The 21,500-nt window shown below is 59.2% G+C and carries 20 protein-coding genes and 1 tRNA gene; 12 read left to right on the plus strand and 9 right to left on the minus strand.

Annotation, left to right across the window (positions count from 1 at the left end; genetic code table 11):
• The first annotated feature begins 117 nt into the window (after positions 1–117).
• Positions 118–4,458, plus strand: coding sequence for an AvrE-family type 3 secretion system effector (locus tag BLL36_RS08565; RefSeq protein ID WP_076951035.1), 4,341 nt, complete (start codon positions 118–120; stop codon positions 4,456–4,458).
• 73 nt (positions 4,459–4,531) lie between these two features.
• On the opposite strand, the gene BLL36_RS08570 is transcribed toward BLL36_RS08565, so the two are convergent.
• Positions 4,532–4,608, minus strand: a tRNA-Met gene (locus BLL36_RS08570).
• Between the two features lie 192 nt (positions 4,609–4,800).
• The gene (locus tag BLL36_RS08575; protein WP_076951036.1) at positions 4,801–5,352 is read right to left on the minus strand and encodes an RNA polymerase sigma factor; all 552 of its coding nucleotides are present in this window, start codon (positions 5,350–5,352) and stop codon (positions 4,801–4,803) included.
• 262 nt (positions 5,353–5,614) lie between these two features.
• Between BLL36_RS08575 and sctW the strand changes: the two genes are divergently transcribed.
• Genes sctW through sctU form a run of 11 tightly spaced genes read left to right on the plus strand, consistent with a single transcriptional unit; the run spans position 5,615 to position 15,751 of the window.
• The gene (gene sctW / locus BLL36_RS08580) at positions 5,615–6,679 is read left to right on the plus strand and encodes a type III secretion system gatekeeper subunit SctW (protein ID WP_076951037.1); all 1,065 of its coding nucleotides are present in this window, start codon (positions 5,615–5,617) and stop codon (positions 6,677–6,679) included.
• On the plus strand, positions 6,676–8,769 hold the full coding sequence (sctV, locus tag BLL36_RS08585) for a type III secretion system export apparatus subunit SctV (protein ID WP_076951038.1): 2,094 nt from the start codon (positions 6,676–6,678) through the stop codon (positions 8,767–8,769). Before sctW ends, sctV begins: the two co-directional genes overlap by 4 nt.
• Before the next feature lie 34 nt (positions 8,770–8,803).
• A complete protein-coding gene (locus BLL36_RS08590; protein WP_076951453.1) occupies positions 8,804–9,703 on the plus strand; it encodes an FHA domain-containing protein in 900 nt (299 codons plus the stop codon).
• Complete coding sequence (locus BLL36_RS08595; protein ID WP_076951039.1) at positions 9,700–11,058, plus strand: FliI/YscN family ATPase; 1,359 nt, start codon at positions 9,700–9,702, stop codon at positions 11,056–11,058. The genes BLL36_RS08590 and BLL36_RS08595 overlap by 4 nt, the downstream gene beginning before the upstream one ends.
• Entirely contained in the window at positions 11,045–11,473 is a 429-nt protein-coding gene (gene sctO / locus BLL36_RS08600) for a type III secretion system stalk subunit SctO (RefSeq protein ID WP_076951040.1), read from the plus strand. Before BLL36_RS08595 ends, sctO begins: the two co-directional genes overlap by 14 nt.
• The gene (locus tag BLL36_RS08605; protein WP_076951041.1) at positions 11,470–11,928 is read left to right on the plus strand and encodes a type III secretion system HrpP C-terminal domain-containing protein; all 459 of its coding nucleotides are present in this window, start codon (positions 11,470–11,472) and stop codon (positions 11,926–11,928) included. Before sctO ends, BLL36_RS08605 begins: the two co-directional genes overlap by 4 nt.
• The gene (locus tag BLL36_RS08610; protein ID WP_076951042.1) at positions 11,925–12,938 is read left to right on the plus strand and encodes a FliM/FliN family flagellar motor switch protein; all 1,014 of its coding nucleotides are present in this window, start codon (positions 11,925–11,927) and stop codon (positions 12,936–12,938) included. The genes BLL36_RS08605 and BLL36_RS08610 overlap by 4 nt, the downstream gene beginning before the upstream one ends.
• Positions 12,935–13,588 carry a type III secretion system export apparatus subunit SctR gene (gene sctR / locus BLL36_RS08615; RefSeq protein ID WP_076951043.1) on the plus strand — a complete coding sequence of 218 codons (654 nt, stop codon included), beginning with the start codon at positions 12,935–12,937 and terminating at the stop codon, positions 13,586–13,588. The genes BLL36_RS08610 and sctR overlap by 4 nt, the downstream gene beginning before the upstream one ends.
• A gap of 7 nt (positions 13,589–13,595) precedes the next feature.
• Positions 13,596–13,859 (plus strand): type III secretion system export apparatus subunit SctS, encoded by a 264-nt coding sequence (gene sctS / locus BLL36_RS08620; RefSeq protein ID WP_076951044.1) that lies wholly within the window; start codon positions 13,596–13,598, stop codon positions 13,857–13,859.
• A 9-nt stretch (positions 13,860–13,868) separates the two neighbouring features.
• Complete coding sequence (gene sctT, locus BLL36_RS08625; protein ID WP_076951045.1) at positions 13,869–14,657, plus strand: type III secretion system export apparatus subunit SctT; 789 nt, start codon at positions 13,869–13,871, stop codon at positions 14,655–14,657.
• Positions 14,654–15,751 (plus strand): type III secretion system export apparatus subunit SctU, encoded by a 1,098-nt coding sequence (sctU, locus tag BLL36_RS08630; protein WP_076951046.1) that lies wholly within the window; start codon positions 14,654–14,656, stop codon positions 15,749–15,751. Before sctT ends, sctU begins: the two co-directional genes overlap by 4 nt.
• Here the strand turns inward: sctU and BLL36_RS08635 are convergent, their stop codons facing one another.
• From BLL36_RS08635 to sctJ, 7 genes are all read right to left on the minus strand, one after another.
• Entirely contained in the window at positions 15,752–16,099 is a 348-nt protein-coding gene (locus tag BLL36_RS08635; RefSeq protein ID WP_076951047.1) for a transcriptional regulator, read from the minus strand.
• Between the two features lie 11 nt (positions 16,100–16,110).
• Entirely contained in the window at positions 16,111–16,314 is a 204-nt protein-coding gene (gene hrpT, locus BLL36_RS08640) for an HrpT family type III secretion system protein (RefSeq protein WP_076951048.1), read from the minus strand.
• Positions 16,311–18,446: a type III secretion system outer membrane ring subunit SctC gene (gene sctC / locus BLL36_RS08645; protein ID WP_076951049.1), complete on the minus strand. Its 2,136-nt coding sequence runs from the start codon at positions 18,444–18,446 to the stop codon at positions 16,311–16,313. The genes hrpT and sctC overlap by 4 nt, the downstream gene beginning before the upstream one ends.
• 405 nt (positions 18,447–18,851) lie before the next feature.
• On the minus strand, positions 18,852–19,070 hold the full coding sequence (locus BLL36_RS08655; protein ID WP_076951051.1) for a hypothetical protein: 219 nt from the start codon (positions 19,068–19,070) through the stop codon (positions 18,852–18,854).
• Between the two features lie 68 nt (positions 19,071–19,138).
• Entirely contained in the window at positions 19,139–19,756 is a 618-nt protein-coding gene (gene sctL, locus BLL36_RS08660) for a type III secretion system stator protein SctL (protein ID WP_076951052.1), read from the minus strand.
• A gap of 2 nt (positions 19,757–19,758) precedes the next feature.
• Complete coding sequence (locus BLL36_RS08665; protein ID WP_231998945.1) at positions 19,759–20,157, minus strand: type III secretion protein; 399 nt, start codon at positions 20,155–20,157, stop codon at positions 19,759–19,761.
• A 151-nt stretch (positions 20,158–20,308) separates the two neighbouring features.
• Positions 20,309–21,127 carry a type III secretion system inner membrane ring lipoprotein SctJ gene (gene sctJ / locus BLL36_RS08670; RefSeq protein ID WP_076951054.1) on the minus strand — a complete coding sequence of 273 codons (819 nt, stop codon included), beginning with the start codon at positions 21,125–21,127 and terminating at the stop codon, positions 20,309–20,311.
• Positions 21,128–21,500 lie beyond the last annotated feature (373 nt).

A 21,500-nucleotide genomic window follows, 5' to 3' on the forward strand; every position in this document is an offset into this window, starting at 1 on the left:
GGACTTTACCGCAGCAGAGGATCGGGCGTTCCGGGGTGATTTGTTTTTCTTCACTGGAACCAACGCAATGCAGGTGCCCACAAGTCAACTGTGATCAATCTGATTCCGGAGTCTGTTATGCACAGAAAATTAGACGGTATCAAGTCGCTGCATGACGTTATCGAGCCCTCGTTCAATCCGGTCAAAAACGATAATTCGACTTCCAATCAAGCTGCTGTGCCTGTCATGGCGCAACCCCACTATCAATCGCTGAACGCCGCTTCAATGCTTTGCAATATCCGCCTGGAGGGCGGGCGCCTGGAGCCTGACGGGAGCTTGGTCGGGCGCGATATCGCCAGCCATCTCAACGCGCCAGACAAGCACTATGTGGCTGACGGCAGCCTTGTCGCGGGCAGCAACACATTGCGTTTCAAGGACGAGCGACATCACCTGTTTCATATTCAGCCCACGCCGGCCGTTGCGGGGGTCTTTAAAAGCAGCCTGCCTGACACGGCCGGTGGCGAAGGTTCGGTAGCGTCTTTAAGCACTCCCGGCCGGGCGCACCTGGGGAGCATCAGTGGTGTGCAAACAACCGCAGAGGGCAAACAGTTTCGGCTGGAGGAAGGGCGGCTTTATCGTTTTGAGCCGCTCGCCCTGTCCTGGTTGCCCGACGCCGATAACCAGGCGTACAGCCGTCTCGGGCTGACGCGTGAGGGGCAGTTGTTGAAGACCCCCCAGGGTTCGCTGGACAGCAGCGCAGAGGGGCGCGCCTCGGTCGTGTTGAGTCAGGCACAGGGCGCGTCGGTTGTGCATGTTCATGGCGCAGACTCGGCAGTGGTACGTCCGGTTGATGAAAACGGCGCACCTGTACAGCTCACGCGAATCGGCTTGGCTGGCACTGCGTTGTATGGCGCGACGGTCGACGGTGAACTGCTGCGTGCGGATGTGCGCCTGGCGCGCGACGGCGTGTTAGCGATGACGGGGCAATCGCTCGAATCAATGGAGCAGGCGTTAAAGGGCGCCGTGCGTGTCGAGGGGTTCTTTCATGATGACGCCGGGCAGCTTAACGTTCAGGTTCGCGATGCCCGTCGGCAATTGCACAGCTCGCCATTGGGTGAGGCTAACGGACTGCGCCCGCAGTGGAACCTGAGCGACGTGTGGGTCAAGGGCATCGAGAAAGGCCTGCCCTTGCCCAGCCAGCAGGCGCTGACGACGGCGATTGATCTTGGACAGCGGGGCAAGGTTGCGTTTGATTCCGGCAAATTGTTGAGCTGGGATCCACGAGCGCAACGCTGGGACAACACAGCGCAACAGAACGTGGCTCATCTGGAGCGTGGGCTGGACGGACGTGCCTACGCGCTGCAAGAGGGGCAACTCAAAGCCGTGACGATCCAAAAAGTGCGTGATCCGGTCTTTGAGGGCGCCAGCTATGAATTAAGTACGCTCCCCAAGCCACGTCCCAATGTCTCACTGGTTGAGGTGCTCGCCGGGAACTCCCGGAATCCCGTCAGCGGCTTCGCTGTAGCCGACGGCCGCAATTTTGTAACCGTCAATAAAGACCATCAACTCCAGGTCTGCGTGGATGGGGTGGTCAGCCCATTGCGGCTTTCACCTGCTCTGGCGATAAAAACGCTGGCGCTCGATCATGAAGCCAATCTCTATACGCACACTCAAGACGGTGGGCTATTCAGGTTGGATCGCCAGGCCTGGCAGGGCAGCGACGGCGCCGCACATAACTGGACCAAGCTTAAGTTGCCGGAGCGACAGTCTCTGGAGTCCTTGCGAATGGGAGCCGACAAGCACCTGATTGGCGGCTGGGACAAGCAATTCCATCGATTGGACAAGGCGGCCCCGAATGCACTGGAGTGGGGGCCATTGAGATCGGCGACGCAGGTACCGTTATTGGCCGATACCTTGACGGCCTCTCAAATGCGCAGGCCGGTATCAGACGGCGCGCTGACGGTGGGCAGCAATGTGATGGGGCAAACCCGTGAAGGTGTGCCGCTCAAACGCAGTTTTTTCCAAGGCATCAACGCCCACTTTCACCCCTTGGAGGCCCTTGGTGAGAAAGGCAAATCCATTCAACATTACGTTAAAGGGCGCCGGGGACTGGAGGACGTTTACGCTGCCGATAAGCAACTGCACCAACAGCTCAAACCCCTCTCCAAAACCAGGCCTGTTGCCACTGACCTGAGCGCTCGCCTGATGGCTTTGAGCGAATCCGGACCGCGGCAAGCGTTGGCCAAACAGCTCAGCCAGGCGTTGGCCAGGGTAGAAGACAGCAGTCAGTCAAGCGCCCGCTTGTTGGGGGATGTACATGGACTGACATTTGACCCACAGCCCACGCTGAGTCGAACGATGCCGAGCGCTGAATCGGCGCTGCACCAACTGTATGAAGCATTCAAACGGGTTACGCCTTCGCCGGGAAAATCAACGGCCGCTCTATTGGCCAACTTCGAAGGGCAAGGCTTGATGCTGCCCGAGTGGAAGCCGGAGCGTAAGCGAGATCTCGGTCACCCGTCGGCAATCATCGAGGCCGACCTGATTCACCATGCCGATACGCTAAAGCAACTGGCCGATATCGCCGAGGAGCTCGACAGCGTTTCCGGCAATAGCCCAAGTGCCTTGAAAAGAATTCAAGCGTCGGCGGAGTCGGTGATGAGGGGGTTTGAAGAGAACCCGATCCATAAGCTGTCCAGCCAGAATATCGCCAGTTACGAGCAGGCCGAATCCCTGTATGACAACTTCAAGCTCTTGGCCAAAGACCTTGGAACACCAGGATCGGCCTTGCACTGGCACCTTTCGAGTCTGCTGGGATTGCCCGTCGATGCATCCATCAAGGATGCAATGACCCACCAGGTGCAGCAGCTGGACAGCGGCCAGACCCTCAGCCCCAGCCGGACCCAAGGCAAAAGCCTGGGGTTGATGGTGACCGGAATAAAACCTGTGGCGCCGGTGGAGTTTTTTCTGGGAGCCTCCAAGTCGCATACCCATGGCGTAAGTATCAGCCGTACCGACACCGGCGCGAGGGTGGAGATCAGCACGGACAATATGCGGCGCCTGGCCAGCTCCGTGGGCTGGGGAGCGACGTTGGGCCGAGGGGGCGGTGCCGTGGGGCCAGGCTTGCGGGTTGCGGGTGAGTTGACGGCTGCCGTTGCGAAGAACAAAGGCTCCAGCATCGGCTTTGATGTGAAGGAGGCGGACCTCGGCAAGATGATGTCGATCCTGATGGGGCAGTCTGGTGGTTTGCGCGACTTACTGGCGCTGGGAGAGAAACACGCGGCCGGCGAAAGCTCGAAACTCAGTGCTGACGTTAATCTGGATGTGCTCGCGCAGTTGCGTTTGATGTATAGCCCGCAGGAGGACATTGCCGAATTGGACTCGGTGATACGCGCCGGTATCGGGGTGGTAGGTAACCTTAACGTTGCGCACGCGGACAAGAGCCAATCCACCACGCGCTCTGCAACGGGCACCAGCCACGGCGAGGGAAGCAGTGCGCAATGGCTGAGACAGGGGGGTGTGGGGGCCAACTTCGCGCCGATCAATGCGCTGGCGCTGGGCAGCGCCGAAGCCGGCGGGCCAGCGACGGCCGCTTTTGCTTTGCCGGAAGTATCAGTCATGGTGAAACTTGATCGTGGGCAGTCACAGGCCTTCAGTTTTTCTTTCAAGGCGCCGCAATCGGTGACTCAATCTCAGATCGACGGCATTCAGCACAGCCTGTCACGCTATTCACCACAATTCAGACGGGACTTGGCCGGCACTGATCCGTCGGGTGCGCAGGGATCTGTGGATGAACAACTGGCTACGTTGCAACGTTTTCTTGCGACTCATCCGCCTTTGGCGACAAAGCCGGATGACTATTACGCTATCAGCCAGGCGCTGGACACGTTAATGACCCAACAGGATTTGATGAATGGCGGTCTACGTCAGTTGGCCTCGGTCGAGTCCTCTGTTACACGTGTGGGGTTGCGTGACAATGGGCGGTATGGCTGGCTGGACGATGTCGCGCCGGCGAACAAGACAGCCATCGTAGAGTGGCTTCAGGATGACCCACAGTTTGCCCAGATAATCGAGCAGCTGCAGCGGGGCGACGGCACCTCAGTAAGGCTGGGCATGGAGCTCAAGCCAGAGATTCTGCGTACGATCGAACGTAGCCACCTTGCAGGTGAACGGACCGAGTCCTTGATCAAGCGTGCGCTGAGTGATCCCGGCAACCTGCGGGTCAAAAGCATGAGCATGAGCTACACCGCCAGCCAGTCACATGCCATGTCGGTGCCAGCCGTGACGAATCTCAGTTTTTCCAGCAGCGCTACGCTCAGTCACACTCACAAACATGTCAACGTGGACTTCGAGTACGGGGCGAATGCGGATAAGCCGTTGCGAATGAACTTGAACGACACCTTGAATCCCTTGCCACGTCCTGACCTGACGATTGACTTGGCGGATCAGCGTATAAGGACGCCGAATTCCGTTGCATGAAGGGTTGTTACGGGAGGGGTTGGCAACGGGCATAAAAAAACGGCCTACCTTTCGGTAAGCCGTTTTTAGTACTTGGTGGCTACACAGGGACTTGAACCCCGGACCCCAGCATTATGAATGCTATGCTCTAACCAACTGAGCTATGTAGCCAAGTGGCGCGCATTATTCGCGTAGAACGGGAATGCGTCAAGTATTTATTTTGAATTTTTATCTACGCTTTCAACTGTTTAAGGTAAATCGCCGGACTCGGGCGACGAGTGGCCGGCGATTCACCCTGCCGAGTAGCAAAAAAGCCTGATCGCGTTGGGCAGATATCCCTGCCACCCAACGCGGTGCCTGCCTTTAAGGATACTGCGAGTTATGAGTGGCGCGTTTGAGTTGTTCGCGCGCCCTGGACAGACGCGAACGAACAGTGCCGATAGGAATATCCAGAGCGTCCGCCGTGTCCTGATAGCTGCCGTCGGTTTCCAGCGAGGCGTACAGTGTCTTGCGCATTTCCACCGGCAGATGGTCGATAGCGCTGAGGGTTTTTTCCAGGCGACGGTTGACCTCGAACTCCCAGTCCAGGTTGTGGTTATCGTCCTGCCCATGCCACAAGGCCTCATCGAATTCACAATGCACGGGCTTGGCGTACAAGCGCCTGAAGTGATTGCGGATGAGGTTTTGCGCAATACCGCACATCCAGGTGCTAAGCGTCGCATTGCCGCTGAAACGTTCCCGGTTGCGCCAGGCTTCCAGGTACGTCAACTGCAAAAGGTCATCGGCATCTTCCGGGTTGAGTACGCGCTTGTGAATGAAGCGCCGAAGTTTTTTTTGCTGATCGTCCGTCAGGTGAAGCATGAATTGAGGCGAGCTGCCAACGAGGTGCGCTAAAGCTTCAATAGGGATATTCATGATTATTTCCTTGGAGTAGACGCAGTCGAAAAGGTATCGACGGGAACCCCTTTTGCGCTGGCTATGCCAAGGAAATGAACTCAATAACTATTTGATTTATAATGATAAATATCTAGAAATAAGATGATTTTGTGCAGTGATTGGCATAGAGCCCTGAAGCTCTGTGCAAGTCCTTTCAAATTCGTCGTGGGATCCGACGGGATGGAACCGTTTGAGTGGGTCTTGCCACACAGGGAAACACTCTTCCTGTGCAGGTCTGTTCATGAAAGTCGAATCCTCTTCCGATGTGCAAACGGTCCAACTACTGGATCAACCTGCTGTCATCCAGACCTCTACGCCGGTGCCCGTCAATGGTGTGGATGAACTCGCTCACCTGTTCAATCAGGAAGTGGCAAACAACAGTCAGCCGTTGAGTCAGCGCAAGATGAGCGTGCGCGTGCCGCCGATTGAAAAAATGGCGGAGCTGTATCGCCAGTTGGGGCATCCGGCCAAGAAGACCCTGGCAATGATGTCGTTGCTGGCAAGGGAAGCGTTACGCCAGCGCGCTGACGTTAAAGACTTGCTGGAGCTTTCCGAGGGCGACCCCGCGCGCGCGTTCGTCGTCCTGACGCATGTGGCGGCGCAGGCGGACGCCGAGGTGCGACCCTCCGAAGCGGCCTTGGCGCGGGATGCCATCGCCAAACTGGAGGTCCGTTTCAAAGGGGAGATCCAGGCCGGCCTGAACATCGCTCTGGCGCTGCAAGCGGCCAGTGTCGACCCGCAGGAGCGCCAGGCGCTGCGTACGCTCTACTACGCCAGTGTGGTTACACGACAATCGTTGGCGACGATGATGCAAGCGCTGCTGGGGGTGTACGGAGGCGAGCGGTTTGGCGACGGGCTCAGGGTGATGCGAAAAGCCTTGGCGGACGACATCGCGGCCAAGGTGTCTTCAATGCCGACACCTCTGTTGCGCAGCTTGTTACTGGGCCTGCAGAGCTGTGGACAGTTGAGCGGCGTGTTGGCGGGTTGTCATGCGCTGGTCGAGCGCCTGGGTATAGATCACGACGCAGTGAACCTGCTGCAGCGCATGCTGAGTTTCGCCGGCACCGGCATCACAGCGGCTGAAATCCTGCGGATCGGTGATGAACTGGCAGGCGGCCCTGACGAGCGCAAGTTGGTCTCGCTCAATGCGCTCTACCCATTGGTCCAGCAATTGCCACTGGCGTTGTGGCTCGACAGCCGGGTACGCGAAGAAACCCTTCGTAGTTTCCTGGCGGTGATCGGAGAAATGGACCGTATAACGCGCGGCCCTGCACGTTTTCCAGGTGAGCTGGGGGCCATGGCGTGACTGCGCTTTCGGCCATCAACCGCTTTTTGCTCAAGGTGGCGCAGCGCGCCGAAGTATTGGGCGCCGTGGTGGTGATGGCCATCGTATTCATCTTTATCGTGCCGCTGCCCACCTGGCTGGTGGACATTCTGATCGCGCTCAATATCTGCATCTCGTGCCTGCTGATCGTGCTGGCGCTCTACCTTCCGGGCCCCCTGGCATTTTCGTCGTTCCCGTCGATTCTGCTGTTGACCACCATGTTTCGCCTGGCGCTATCGATTGCGACGACGCGCTTGATCCTGCTGGAGCAGGACGCTGGTGACATCGTCGAGGCGTTCGGCAATTTTGTGGTCGGCGGCAACCTGGCCGTGGGGATGGTGATCTTCCTGATCCTGACCCTGGTCAACTTCCTGGTGATCACCAAGGGCTCGGAGCGGGTGGCCGAAGTGGCGGCGCGTTTCAGCCTGGATGCGATGCCCGGCAAGCAAATGTCCATCGACAGCGACCTGCGTGCCGGCCTGATTGACGGCATGCAGGCACGGGACAAACGCGAGCAGTTGTCTCGTGAGAGTCAATTGTTTGGAGCCATGGATGGCGCCATGAAGTTCGTCAAGGGTGACGCCATTGCGGGTTTGATCATCGTCGTGGTCAACCTGTTGGGGGGCTTCTCCACGGGCATGTTCCAGCACGGCTTGAGCGCTGCCGATTCAATGGCGCTGTATTCGGTGCTGACCATCGGCGATGGCCTGATCGCGCAGATTCCGGCGCTGCTGATCTCCCTTACCGCCGGCATGATCATCACCCGTGTAGCGCCGGACGGGCGCAGGGGCGTCAGCAACATGGGCGCCGAAATTGCCCGGCAAATGACCAGCGAGCCCAAGAGCTGGATGATCGCCTCCGTGGGGATGCTCGCCTTTGCCGCGGTACCTGGCATGCCTACCGGGGTGTTTATTCTCATCGCGCTGATCACCGGCAGCCTGGGGTATTACCTGATGCGCCAGCGCCAACGGCAGGAGCAACCCGAAGCAGAAACCGCCGAAGCGGTGCGCCCCGAAGAGAACGGCCGTGAAGACTTGCGCGGGTTCGATCCGTCCAGGCCCTACCTGTTGCAGTTCTCACCGGTGCTGCGGGGGACCCCTGAAGTGACGGATCTTATTCATTCGATCCGCCAGGCCCGCAATGCGCTGGTCGCCAATATTGGCCTGACACTGCCACCGTTCGAGGTTGAGCTTGATGACTCATTGGCCGACGATGAAATGCGCTTCTGCGTGCATGAAGTGCCGATGGTCAAGGCGTCGGTTGTCAACCATGTGGCGGTTGAGCGCAAGGCCCTGACGGTTGATCCGGAGCGCGGCATACCTGGGCTTGCGGAACGCGATGAGCAGGATTGGCTCTGGCTGGCGCCGGATGATCCGCTGCTCGACGACCCGCAGTTGGAGCGCTTCAGCGCGGCGAGCCTGATCGTTGAGCGCATGAAACAAGCCATGATGCTCAGCGGGCCGCAATTCCTGGGGGTTCAGGAGAGCAAGTCGATCCTCAGCTGGCTGGAGCACAATCAGCCGGAATTGGTTCAGGAACTGCAGCGGATCATGCCGCTGTCGCGCTTTTCGGCGGTGCTGCAACGCCTGGCCAGCGAAGGTGTGCCGTTACGGGCCGTGCGGCTGATTGTCGAGTCGTTGATCGAGTACGGCCAGCATGAACGTGAGCCGGACGCGTTGGCCGATTACGCGCGCATTGCGCTTAAAGCACAGATCTACCACCAGTACAGCGAAGCCGACGGTCTGCATGCCTGGTTACTGTCGCCGCAGACCGAAAACATCCTGCGCGAAGCCCTGCGCCAGACCCAGACCGGGGTGTTCTTCGCCCTGGAGGACGAACATAGCGCGGCGTTGGTCGGGCTGCTCAATCAAGCCTTTTCCGTGCGTCCGAAACTCAAGAGCGTGATGTTGGTGGCGCAGGACTTGCGCAGCCCGCTGCGCACGTTGCTGGTGGAAGAATTCAATCACGTGCCGGTGCTGTCTTTTGCCGAACTGGGCAGCGCCTCCAAGGTCAAGGTGCTGGGACGCTTCGACCTTGGCCAGGATGAGCTGATGCGCGGTGCGGTGGCATGAGGGGCTGGTCATGTCCGGCACGGAAGGTTTGATGATGTTCGAGCTGCGGGTGCTTGATGGGCGCCATCAGGGCGCTGCGCTGCCCTTGTTTGGCGAGCAATGGAGCATCGGCGCCAGCGCCGATTCTGACTTGGTGCTGACCGATCCAGGCATCGCCGAGCAGCATGCGCGGCTGCGACTCATCGATTCGAACTGGTCGGTGCAGGCCGAGGCGGGGTTGTTGCAGGATGCCAATGGTCAGACGTTGGCACAGATCGCACACCTTGCATTGAACGTCACCTTTTCGGTGGGGAGCGTGCGGCTGTGCGTCACCTCGGCTGATGAGCCCTGGCCGCAGGCGCCAGACCCTGCGCCTTCGGTGCCGCCGCAGGTCAACGAGCCGGTGCGAACGCTTAAGTTATCGACCATTTCGCAATCGCAGCAGAAGCGCCTGATCAGCCTGGTGTTGGTGGTCACGGTCATCTTCATCGTAGTGGGCATGGCGTCCACCGGGGAGCCTGGCGCCCAGGCTTCGTTGATGCCGCCCGTGGCGCAGAAACATGAATTGGCCTCGCCCTTTGAGGTGCGCCAGCAGTTGTTGAAGATGCTCAACGAGCGGGAGCTGAGCCAGCGCATCAGCTTGCAAGTGATCAATGGGCAAGTCGCGCTCGGTGGGGACGTGTCACAGGATGACGTGGATCTGGTTGCGCGCATGCTCAGCCGTTTTGGCGAGCAGTTCGACAGCGCGGTGCCAGTGATCAGCCGTGTTCGCGCACGTGATGGGACGCTGCCGTTCAAGATTGTGCAGATCGTGGGCGGGCCCAATGGCCACGTGGTGCTGGAGGAGGGCAGCCGACTGTTTGTCGGGGATGAAGTGGATGGCTTGCGCCTGGTGCTGATCGACAACAGCAAAGTGGTCTTCGATGGCGTTCAACGTTATGAGGTGCGCTGGTGAACGCCGAACTGCAAGCGCGTCTCGACGCCTGGCAGCAGCGCCAGGCCCGGTCGTTGGCCACCTTCGCGCCCGTGACGATGCGCGGTCGAATCCAGCGCGTGAATGGCATGTTGCTGCAGTGCCGGCTGCCTCAGGCGCGTATTGGCGATTTGTGCCAGGTAGAAAAAAAGCCTGGCGACTACATGCTGGCGGAAATCATCGGTTTCGATCAACAGGACGCCGTGCTCAGTGCCTTGGGTAACCTGGAAGGCGTGCAAGTGGGGGCCGGCGTGGAGCGTCTTGGTGTTTCGCATCGGGTGCAGGTCAACGATGCATTGCTGGGCCAGGTGCTGGATGGTTTCGGCCGGCCGATTACGGGGGAAGGCCCCAGTGCGTTTGTCGAGACGCACGTTGCGGATTCCAGCGCGGTGCTGTGCGAGGCGCCTCTGCCCACCGAGCGGCCACGCATCAGCCGCGCGCTCGCCACCGGGGTGCGTTCGATCGACGGCTTGCTCACACTGGGCGAAGGCCAGCGTGTAGGCCTGTTCGCCGGAGCCGGCTGCGGCAAGACCACGTTGTTGGCCGAGATCGCCCGTAACGTTGATTGCGATGTCATCGTGTTCGGCCTGATCGGCGAGCGGGGCCGGGAGCTGCGCGAATTTCTCGATCATGAACTCGACGAACAACTGCGCTCCAAAGCGGTACTGGTGTGTGCAACGTCCGATCGTTCCAGCATGGAACGGGCACGTGCAGCCTTTACCGCCACCGCATTGGCTGAAGGTTTCCGGCGCAAGGGGAAACGGGTATTGCTGCTGATTGACTCCCTGACCCGCTTCGCCCGTGCCCAGCGCGAAATCGGCCTGGCCGCCGGCGAACCCCTGGGCCGCGGCGGCCTGCCGCCTTCGGTGTACAGCCTGTTGCCGCGGCTGGTAGAGCGCGCGGGGTTGACCCGTGAAGGTGTGATCACCGCGATCTACACCGTACTGATCGAGCAAGACTCCATGAATGACCCGGTGGCCGACGAAGTTCGCTCGCTGCTCGACGGCCATATCGTGCTGTCCCGTAAGTTGGCCGAGCGTGGGCACTACCCGGCGGTGGACGTGCTGGCGAGCCTGTCGCGGATCTTGAGCAACGTCGCCGAGCCTGCGGATATCCAGGCGGGTACGGCGTTGCGACGTTTGCTGTCGGCCTACCAGCAGATCGAACTGATGCTCAAGCTGGGGGAATACCAGCCGGGCAGCGACGCGCTGACCGACCTGGCAGTGGACAGTCGCCAGGCTGTCGATGGTTTTTTGCGCCAGGACTTGCGTGAGCCCGCATCGATGGAAACCACGCTGGAACACCTCAAGGAGCTGACGGCCAATGTCCCATTCTGACGTACTGCTCGGTGAGGTCGAGACGCTGCGGCGCCTGCGTCGGCACCGGGCTGACCGGGCCGAACGTGCCCTGCGCGAAGCGAAGCGGGCCCAGCAGGCGCTGCTGGCGCATATCCAGCAGGCCCAGGATGCGCTTGAGCAAACCCGGCAGGAGGAAGCCCTGCAAAGTGCACAGCTGCTCAGCCGGCACCAGGGCCAGGTTCTGAGCATGCAGGCCCTGAAATCCTGGGGAACACAGGAGCGTTCGCTGTCTGCCAACACCCGCCGCGAAATGGGCCAGTTGGAGGCATTGAAGGGACAGCGGGAAGAAAAGCAAACCCGCGTCGGCAGTGCCCAGAAACAAGTCACCGAATGCCTGCGTCAGGTGGAAAAACTTCAAGAACTGTCTCTTTTACTGGCGCAGGAGCCGACATGACCCAGGTTTCAGATAAACCCGCTGAACGTCCACGCCTGCGTGAAGCGCGAGAGGACCGTGAGTCGGGAACCGCGGGCGTGGTGCCGGCGGAATTGACGCGGTTATTCGCGCAGTTGTGGACCGATGACGGGGACGGCTCGGGTGCGCACACTTCGCTGTCGGGTACGAAGGGGGGGGACAGCATTGCCATGATCGAGGCAATTGCCGAACACTTGGCACCTCGTATTCAAGCTGTCTCGCAATGGCCGCTTCAGGCCGTGTTGTACGTGCCTCGTCTGGGGCGGATCAACGCCCGCGTACGCCGCGAGCAGGGCGCCTGGAGTATCGATCTGGAAGCGCAAGAGGATGCGACCGCGCGCTGGCTCAGTGGCGTACGGCAACCCTGTGAGGACCGGCTCGCGGTGGCGCTGGGGCAGCCGGTCAGCCTGCACCTGTCTACTGTCGGCCGCGCATGATATTGCCGCTGCTGAGCTTGCCTGCGGTCAAGGGCGACACGGTTGCCGCGCGTCGTCGACTCGGGCGTGGCCTCTGCCTGCCGTTTCAGGTGGCCGAACAGCGTGGTCAATTACGGCTCGAACCGGGCCGTGCTCCCGCAGCGGGCGAGGCTGTGTGCTTCGAAACCGTGTGCGGTGTGCTGGCGCTTGCTGAGGCCGGGCCGTTGCTCAGCCTGTTGGGTGAATGCCCGGTGACGTTGGCCCCATCCGGCAACGATCCGGACTCCTGGTTCTGGGCGCTGTTCCAGCATCACCTGAGCCCTCAGGTAATAGCGCTGCTGGGCTACGTACGATTGCTGGAGGCCCCGCGACCCAAAGCGTTCGGCTGCCGACTCAGCGTGACTCTGGGGCAATCCCGGGTCGAGGGGTATGTGTGGCTGACCCCCGAAAGCTTCCTGGCGTTGTGCGAAGCCGGGCCATGGCGTGCTACGGCCGCGCCGCTGCCGGCATCGTTTCCACTGGCCATTGCGGTGACCCTTGGGCGCGTGCAGTTACCGATCGCGCAAGCCCGCAGCCTGCGCGCCGGTGACGTGCTGGTGCTCGAGCAGACGTTCTTTCGCGCCCAGGGCAATGGTTACCTGCAGCTGGGCACCCGGCGACTGCACGGGTGCATTGACGATGACAGCGGGCCGTTGTGCCTGACCCTTACTTCAATCGAGGACACGTCTGTGGACGAAGAATTCATAGCCCCCCACTACCCTGGGGATGAGGACGGCGAGCCCGTGGTGGATGTATTCGGTCACGAGCCGTTCGATGAGCTGAGCATGGCGTTGAACGTACGCTGCGGCACGCTGAACCTGACCCTGGGTGAGTTGCGCAACCTCGCGCCCGGTGCGGTGCTGGGCATCGCCGGCTATGCGCCGGGCATGGCCGGGCTTTATTACGGCGACCGGCCCATCGGCCAGGGGCAGTTGGTGGAAGTCGACGGGCGGCTGGGCTTGCAGCTGTCCCGTGTGATGTTCGGACGATGACATTTCAGGGGGTAGACCCTCTCATCCTGGCGCTGTTCGTGGGCGGTTTGTCGCTGATGCCCATGCTGCTGATCATTTGCACATCGTTCTTGAAGATAGTCATTGTGCTGATGATCACCCGCAACGCCATCGGCGTGCAGCAGGTACCGCCGAGCATGGCGGTCAACGGCATCGCGTTGGCAGCCACGCTATTCATCATGGCACCGGTCGGTTTCGAAATCGCCGAGACCGTCAAGGCTGCTCCTCTGGACACAAGCAACGTGACACTGTTTCTGCAGACAGGGAGTGAGGCGATTCAACCGTTGCGCGCATTCATGCTGCGCAATGTGGACCCGGATGTGCTGACGCATCTGCTGGAAAACACTGCGCGCCTGTGGCCGGCGAAAATGGCGCAAGAGGTGCAGCGCGAAGACCTGATCCTATTGGTCCCGGCATTTGTACTGTCGCAACTGCAGGCGGGGTTCGAGATCGGCTTCCTGATCTACATTCCTTTCATTGTCATTGACCTTATTGTTTCCAACCTGTTGCTGGCGTTGGGCATGCAAATGGTCTCGCCGATGACGATCTCCCTACCGCTCAAACTGCTGTTGTTCGTGATGGTGTCCGGTTGGTCGCGTCTGCTCGACAGCCTGTTCCTTTCCTATCTCTGAGTGGCTTATGGAACCGATCGTGCTGTTCAAACAGGGCATGTTGCTGGTGGTGGTGCTGTCGGCACCGCCGTTGATTGTGGCGGTGGTGGTGGGGGTCATGACGTCGCTGGTCCAGGCGCTGATGCAGGTGCAGGACCAAACGTTGCCCTTCGGGATCAAGTTGGTGGCGGTGGGGGTCACGCTGATCATGACCGGACGCTGGATCGGCGTGGAGTTGATCCAACTGATCAACCTGACCTTTGACATGATCGGCCGTTCGGCCCTGAACTGAGGCCTACCCATGCTGCTTTATCTCGAATATCTGCCCAGCTTGCTCATCGGCATGGCGCGTATCTACCCCTGTGGCATCCTAGTGGCGGCGTTCTGTTTTCAACATATTCGCGGCAGGCTTCGCGGCACCATTATGATGGTCATGGCGCTGCTGCCCGCGCCTGGTATTCACGCGGCGATGGAAGGGCTGAACTATTCGGCGCTGATATTCGGCGCTCTGGTGCTCAAGGAGATTGCCCTGGGCTTGTTGCTGGGGGTACTGCTGTCCATGCCGTTCTGGTTGTTCGAGGGAGTGGGAGCGTTGCTGGATAACCAGCGCGGCGCCCTGGCCGGTGGGCAGCTCAACCCTTCGCTGGGGCCGGACGCCACCCCGCTGGGGCATATGTTCAAGCAATTGGCGATTTTTTTACTGATGACCACCCTGGGGCTGGGCGCGTTGACCCAGGTGATCTGGGACAGTTACCTGATCTGGCCTGCTACCGTATGGTTTCCGCTGCCTGCGGCGAATGGCATGAGCCTGTTTGTCGATGTATTGGGCGATACCTTCACACACATGCTGCTCTATGCCGCGCCCTTTATCGCGGTGTTGCTGTTGCTGGAGTTCGGTATTGCGTTGCTGGGGGTCTACAGTCAGCAATTGCAGGTGAGCACGCTGGCGCCCCCGGTCAAATGCCTGGCGGGTATTGGTATCCTGCTGCTGTACTTCGCGCTGCTGCAGGACCTGATCGTCGGGCGCATGGGTTTGCTGGGTGACCTCAAACACTCACTGGGAGTGTTGATCAAGGTCGCTAGCCCATGAGTGATTCAGGCGAAAAAAAGCACCCGGCTTCCGCCAAGAAACTGCGTGACCAACGCAAGAAAGGCCAGGTCGCGCAAAGTCAGGATGTGGCAAAACTGATGGTGCTCACGGCCATCAGCGAGATCGCCCTGGCCACCGCCGAAACCAGCTTGCAGCGCTTCCAGCAGTTGATGCTGTTGCCGATATCGCGCCTGGACCAGCCCTTTGTGCGAGCGCTGGAAGAAGTACTGTTTGAAGGGCTGGGTGTGTTTTTTTCATTCGCGCTGTTGATGGCCGGCGTGGCGATTACCACTAAGCTGATCAGCAGTTGGATGCAGTTCGGACTGTTGTTTGCCCCCGAAACCCTGAAACTGGATTTCAACCGTCTCAACCCCATCAGCCAAATCAAGCAAATGTTCTCGGCCCAGCAGTTGATGAATCTGGTGATGAGTGTGGTGAAAGCCTGTCTTATCGGGTTGATTGTGTATGTGGTCGTCCGCCCGTCCTTGAGTACGCTGATCAACCTGGCCACCAGTGATCTGCAGAGTTACATCCTTGCGCTGATCGCGCTGTTCCGCCACCTGCTGCATGTGTGCCTGGGCATGCTGTTGGTACTGGCCCTCATCGACCTGGTCATGGTGAAACACTTTTTCGCCAAGCGCATGCGCATGACCCAGGTGGAGGTCGTCAAAGAGTACAAGGACATGGAAGGCGACCCCCATGTCAAAGGCCAAAGGCGTTCGCTGGCCTATCAACTGGCCCAGGAAGAACCGAAGGTCAAGCTGCCCAAGCTGGAGGAGTCCGACATGCTGGTGGTCAACCCGACGCACTTTGCGGTCGCCTTGTATTACCGCCCCGGTAAAACGCCGCTGCCGCTGCTGGTGAGCAAAGGCACGGACGACGAAGCGCGCAAATTGATCCGTCGCGCCAAGGCGGCCGATGTGCCGGTGATCCAGTGTGTATGGCTGGCCCGCACGCTCTACACGAAAAAACTGGGGGCCAGTATCCCCCGGGAAACCTTGCAGGCCGTGGCTCTGATCTACCGCACCCTGCGAGAGCTGGATGATGAAGCCAAGCGCGAAACCCTGGAGCTGCCCGAGCTTGAGCAGCGTTGATCAGCGGCTTGTGGGCGAGTCCAGGGTTTGCAGATTGGCCAGCGACAGCATCCGGCTGAGGATCCTGTCGAGCTCACTGGTGTTTGCCGGCATGGCGTGCCAGATCACCAGGGCGTGCTGGGCGTCGAGGTAGACAAAACAGCCGTCGAACGCCAAAGCCTGCTCAAAGCGTCGTTCCAATACACGCTGCAATTGCCCGGCCTGCACGGCTTCGCGAGCCACCTGCAGGGCCAGTCCCGGCCGGTTTCCCGCATGCAATGCGCAGACCTTGATCCCTTGCGCGAGGGGCAGGTGAGCGGCAGTGCCGCTCATCAGGGCGTCCAGGAATACCTGGCGTCGATCGGACATAGGTTGAGGCCTCACCGTTCCAGCGATACCGTCTGGTAATCCGCGCGCTCGCCGGCGGGGCCGGGCTCGACGCGCATCTGCGGCGGCCACCAGATCACCATCTTGTCCTTGGACGATTGCGGGCGTGAGCACGAATCACCCTTGCAGGTGGGAGTACAGCCGGTGATGAGCACCGCTGCGCCGATCAGGGTCATGCACAAGAGTCTGAGTTTCATGGCGTAGCCTTCTGAGCTGGAGTGATCAGGGAAGGGCGCGGCACGCTGAGGTGTTCGTCCTTCACCACGGGACGCATGGCGATAAAGACTTCGGCCTCTTCCCCCGGCTTGAGCCAGGCGCGCGGCCATACGGTGACCGCCAGGGTCTGCGAATTGCTGCATTCCTTTTCGTCGATACGCACATTACGTTTGAACTGGTTGCGCAGCACCACGACCGCCACGTTGTACTCGGGGCCGGCGAACCATTGGCTGCGCTCGGTATTCAACGCCAGCAAGTCACGGGTGCTGCACAAGGTGCTGAGCCCCAGGGGCATCGGCGCCGACTTGAACGCCTTGGGCACTTCCCCACTGACCAGGCGCGCCAGGGTGCTGATGATGTCACTGCGCTTGATCACCGGCTCGTGAGGCGAATAGCGCCTGGCCAGTGGGGTGAGGGCGGCTTGTAATTCGGCTTGGTCGGCCTGTGGCAAGTAGCGCGACGGGTCGTCCTGGTCGCCGATGACCCGTGGTGTAAGGATGAACAAGCGCTCACGCCGATTGTTCTGGCGCTCGGTCGAGGAAAACAGCAATTTGCCCAACAGCGGAATATTCCCCAGCAGGGGGATTTTGTTTTGTTTGTCGGTACTTTGCGTGACATGAAAACCGCCGACGACCAGAGAACGTTTTTCCTCCATCACGGCTTGGGTGCTGACCTTGCCTCGGCGTACATCAAGGTGGTTCGGGTCGGGGTTGCTCTCGTCGAAATTGCCGTCTTCTATATCGACCGCCAGATGGATCTGATGAACGCCGCGGCTGGTGGTAACCCTGGGCACGACTTGAAAACTGGTGCCCACGGTGACCGGCAGAATAGTGGCGTATTCACTGCCGGGCGTCAGGTACTGGGTGCGGTTGAAGTCGATCACCGCCGGTTGGTTTTCCAGGGTGAGCACCGAAGGGTTCGAGACCATGGTCGCCAGCCCCTTGGCTTCCAGCGCGCGGATATCGGCGTTGAAACGGTCACGGCTTCCAATCGACAACTGCGACGAGGTGCCGGGTGCCATGTTGACGCCACCTCGGAAGCGGCTGTTCTGGAAGCCCCACTTCACCCCGAATTCGCGCAATTGCGTGCGTTCGATATCAAGAATGATCGCATCGATCTCGATCAGCTTGCGCGCGACGTCAAGTTGAGTGATCAGCTCCCGGTACATGGCCTGGCGTTCCGGCAAGTCATAGATCAGCACGGCGTTGTTGCGCACATCGGCTTCGACGCGGATGCGGCTGTTGGATACCGGAGCGCGCGGGGTCAGCGCCGGGCCTGGGTCCAACTGCCCCATATTGCCATTCGCACCGAGCATCTGGCCCAGCAGCGGGTTGCCCAGCCGGGGCACGTTCGGCGTGAGGGGGGCCGGTTGGGAGGTGGACCGTTGGTTCAATGCAGAAAGCGACGAGGCGGAACGGGGTTCCAATAGCTGCCGCAAAATGCTGGCGACGCCGGGGACGGTGAGCTTCTCGCCGCGATAGTCCACATGGCGGTCCGCGGCATTGGCAAACTTCAGCGGGTAACTCAGCACGCTCTGCTTTTCATCCGGCGAGCGACGCTGGCTGCTGAACTGCTTGATCTGTTCGATATAGCGCTTGGGACCGGAGACCAGTACCACGCCGTCTTCCGGTAACTCGCCCCAGCCGAAACGGCTGTCGAGCAGGCCGATATCGGTGAGGGCCTGTTTAAGATCGGCAATCGTCTCCGACGAGACTTCCAGGCGCGCGGACTCCTGCTGATCCAGCGTGCTGATGAACAGGGTGTTGTTGTAGAGGTACCACTGAAAACGGTGCTCGACGCCCAGCCTGTCCAGCATGGATTGCGGGGTGTTCGCGCGGATCTTGCCGTTGACGTCCCCCTCCAGCAGCCCCTCGATCTGCAGTTGCGTGCCGAAGGTCTGGGCGAAGTCTTCGAGTACTTCGCGTAAGGGTTTGTGGTCGGCCTCGTAGGCGTAGGCGGTGTTTTTCCATTCTGCGGGGATGGCGGCAAAAGCGCTGTGCACCGGAACGAGCAAACAGGCGAGCGCCATCAGGTACCTCAGGTGGTAACGTCCTGATGAAGTTTCAGGCGGATTAATGCGCAAGCTGTTGCGCTTGTAAATGTTGTTATACATAGGTGTTTCCCTGATTAGTGCAACAACGAACGTAGCGTGGTACGTCTGAATGGCTGGGCCGGCTTGTTCAGGCGCGCAAAAGTGGCACGCCAGGTATCGCGTTGGTTGAGCAGAGATTCGATACAGCGCTGCAGCGGTTCGTCGCAGGGTTTGTGCAGGCAGTGAATAAGCCAGAGTTCACCGCTGGCTGGGCATTGAGCGAGAGCACCCGGAAAGTGAGCCAGGCTGATCCCTCCCAGTCGCATCCAGGTCATCAGCAATGTTTCATTCGGTGGGTGTTGGGTCAGTTGGACACTTAGCTGCAGAGCGTCCGAACAGTGACGCAGGACTACTTCGTCATCGCCCTCGAATAACCTAAACGCTCCGACGCCGCTCCTCAAACACTCGGTAAGTATCTGCTTCACGTTACTGTGCACTGTCCAGGCCTGACTTCATCATCATGAAATTTACGCGGGTTTGTTCATTGACGAGGTATTCGGATTTACGATGTTTTATCAAGAGTTCATAAAATAAGTCCGCGTCTTGCGCTGACCCGGAAAAATCTTCTGCCGCAGAGTCGACTTCGTATTTAACGAATTTTGCTTCTTTGATAAGTCTCTGTTTAAGGCCGTCGAAAAAGTTCATGTGAGGTGCCTTTGTGGGTATGTATCCCTTTATGGCTTTTATTTCGAAATGGTTCCATATGTAGCTGTCTATATGTTATGAAATGTGTCTTGATCGCCTTTTTCCACAAGGCCTTCATCGTCTTTCATGATGGCGTTGACCATGGAGATCCAGTCAATACGAAAATCGCCTTCGTCGGTTTTCAATATCAGCGTTTGAGGCTCAATTGTGTTTTCCGCGTGCAGCGTCCAGTGATGGCCACCGCCGCTGCCAAGGCATTGCCTCACCTTCTCAAGTTCATGTGGATTACAAACCAATGTCGCCTTGATCGCAGGAATGTGGCAGGCCAGCAGTTGTTTGATCAGGGCTCCAATGCGTTGTAGTGGGGGCGTTTCTTCAAGTAACAGGCGAATAGCCTGGTTGGCAATTGAGGTGGCGTATTGTTCGAGGTTGTCATACAGGACTTGGCGCTCGGCCTCCCAGCGTTTGAACTGGGCATCGGCACGCTGCCATATTTCAAGCCCTGCTTTTTCAAGCAGGTGTTCCCGTTGCTCGTGTGCCTCCCTCAGTAATTGTTTGGCCCCAGCCTTTGCTTGTTCTAGCACGTCACCGGCCTGGGTATAACGTGCCAGGATTTCACGGGAGATCAGGCTTCCCGGGAGGGGTGGTGTTGCGCCCTGAGAGCTGATTGTGAGTCGACATAACATCGTTAATCTCCATGTGCCCATGACTCAGAAACGCTGCCGTTGTGGTTCAGTGCGCCTATACGCCACACCACGGCATGCCAGAGGGTATCAAGACGGCTGTGCGAGCCATTGAGCGACGGTGGCTTGTCTTCCAGCTCAAGCACGCGGCGGCGGGGAAAGCGCAGTCTGAGCCGTTGCCAGGTCGCAGGAGAGATCCACGAGCGCAACAACTGCAACGGATCGTTATCGGGTTGCACGAGATCAGGAGGCAGAGCTTTGGACAGGCTGTTACACCACAGCAGATGGTGCGCATCCAATGCTGCTGCATAGGCGGGGCGGCAGATGCCGTCAATCAGTGCGAGACCCAGATCAAGTTGCTCGCCTGACGCAATGGCAAGTTGAAGTAATGCGGGGTCAGGCATTGGCGGCAGGCAGGAGGCAATGTCGTAATGTGTACCCGTTGCTACCTGCCCGCTGCGATGGAGTTCTACAAGTGCCGCATGGGTATTGGTGCTTCTCCAGTCTGCGTGCGCGTATAACCAGGGGGCAGCCCACCATTGGGCCCATGCGAGGTTACTCATTGTTTGAATGAGCGGGCACGTCAGGGGATTGCGCGTGCGTTTGAGTGCGCAAAATGGATTCCTGCATGACTCGCTGCTTTCGCTTTTGCCAGAATATGGCCGCTGAAACCATAAGCACCAAGGCGAGCAGCGAGACCATCACACTGGTTCGCCAGAAACCGAGGTCATCGCCCGGAATCAGAAATGGCCCGAAATAGGCTAAACGTTGTTGCTCCAGATAAGCCGTCGCAGGCACGAATACCACTGTCAGTTTTTGCGGGTTTTCGAGCGCCGTGGCCATGCCTGGTATGCTACTGGCAATCAGTCTGCGTACACGTGCCCTGATATTGTCGGGGTCAAGCCGCGGATCATGTTTGATGAACACCGACGCGGAGGCCGGTTGTACAGGCTCACCCGGAGCCACACGCTCAGGCAGTACCACATGTACTCGGGCGACGACGACCCCATCAATGTTCGATAAAGTGGTTTCCAGTTCCTGGGACAGCGCATAGATGTAGCGTGCTCGTTCTTCCAGCGGCGTCGAGATGACGCCTTCTTTACGAAAGGTGTTGCCCAACGTAGCGCGTGCCGTCCGAGGCAGCCCGACGGCCTCCAGCGTGCGCACGGCGCGCGCAATATCGGTGGCATTGACGACCACGGTAACGCCATCTTTTGCGGGGACTTTAGTGGCGCGAATATGTTTGTCGGCCAGCTCTGCTACAACTTCATTGGCCTCTTGTTCTGTTAATTGCCGATGGAGCTCGACACGTTCACTGCAGGCACTCAGCAGGAGCGTGAAAGAGATTAATACAGTAAACAAGGTGGGAGTCATTTTGACCTACTGGAGGCTGCTGATTTTATCGATGCACTGAGCGGTTTTTCCAACGCACTTCGTCAACATATGCTGAAGCAACAATGCGTCGGAGAGCTGGCTCGGGTATTTTCGAGCCTCGTCAAGTTTGTCCGTGCCCCCCAATGCGCGCAGGCTTCTGGTCATGCGGTTGGTCACGGAGGTCAGTTCGCCTGCCGCCTCTTTCAGCAGGTTCCGTGGCGAGGTCAAGCTAGCTGTAATGTTCGGCAGTGACGATGGAATCATGGCCGAGTTAAAAAGTTTATATCGGCACTCAAGTCAGACGTCTCGTCTGACCAAGAAGAACTTGGAAGCTTTCTTACTTCAGTAGCATTTATGATCTCTGTCATGAAGT

Source organism: Pseudomonas cedrina subsp. cedrina, assembly GCF_001983175.1.
Taxonomy (GTDB): domain Bacteria; phylum Pseudomonadota; class Gammaproteobacteria; order Pseudomonadales; family Pseudomonadaceae; genus Aquipseudomonas; species Aquipseudomonas cedrina.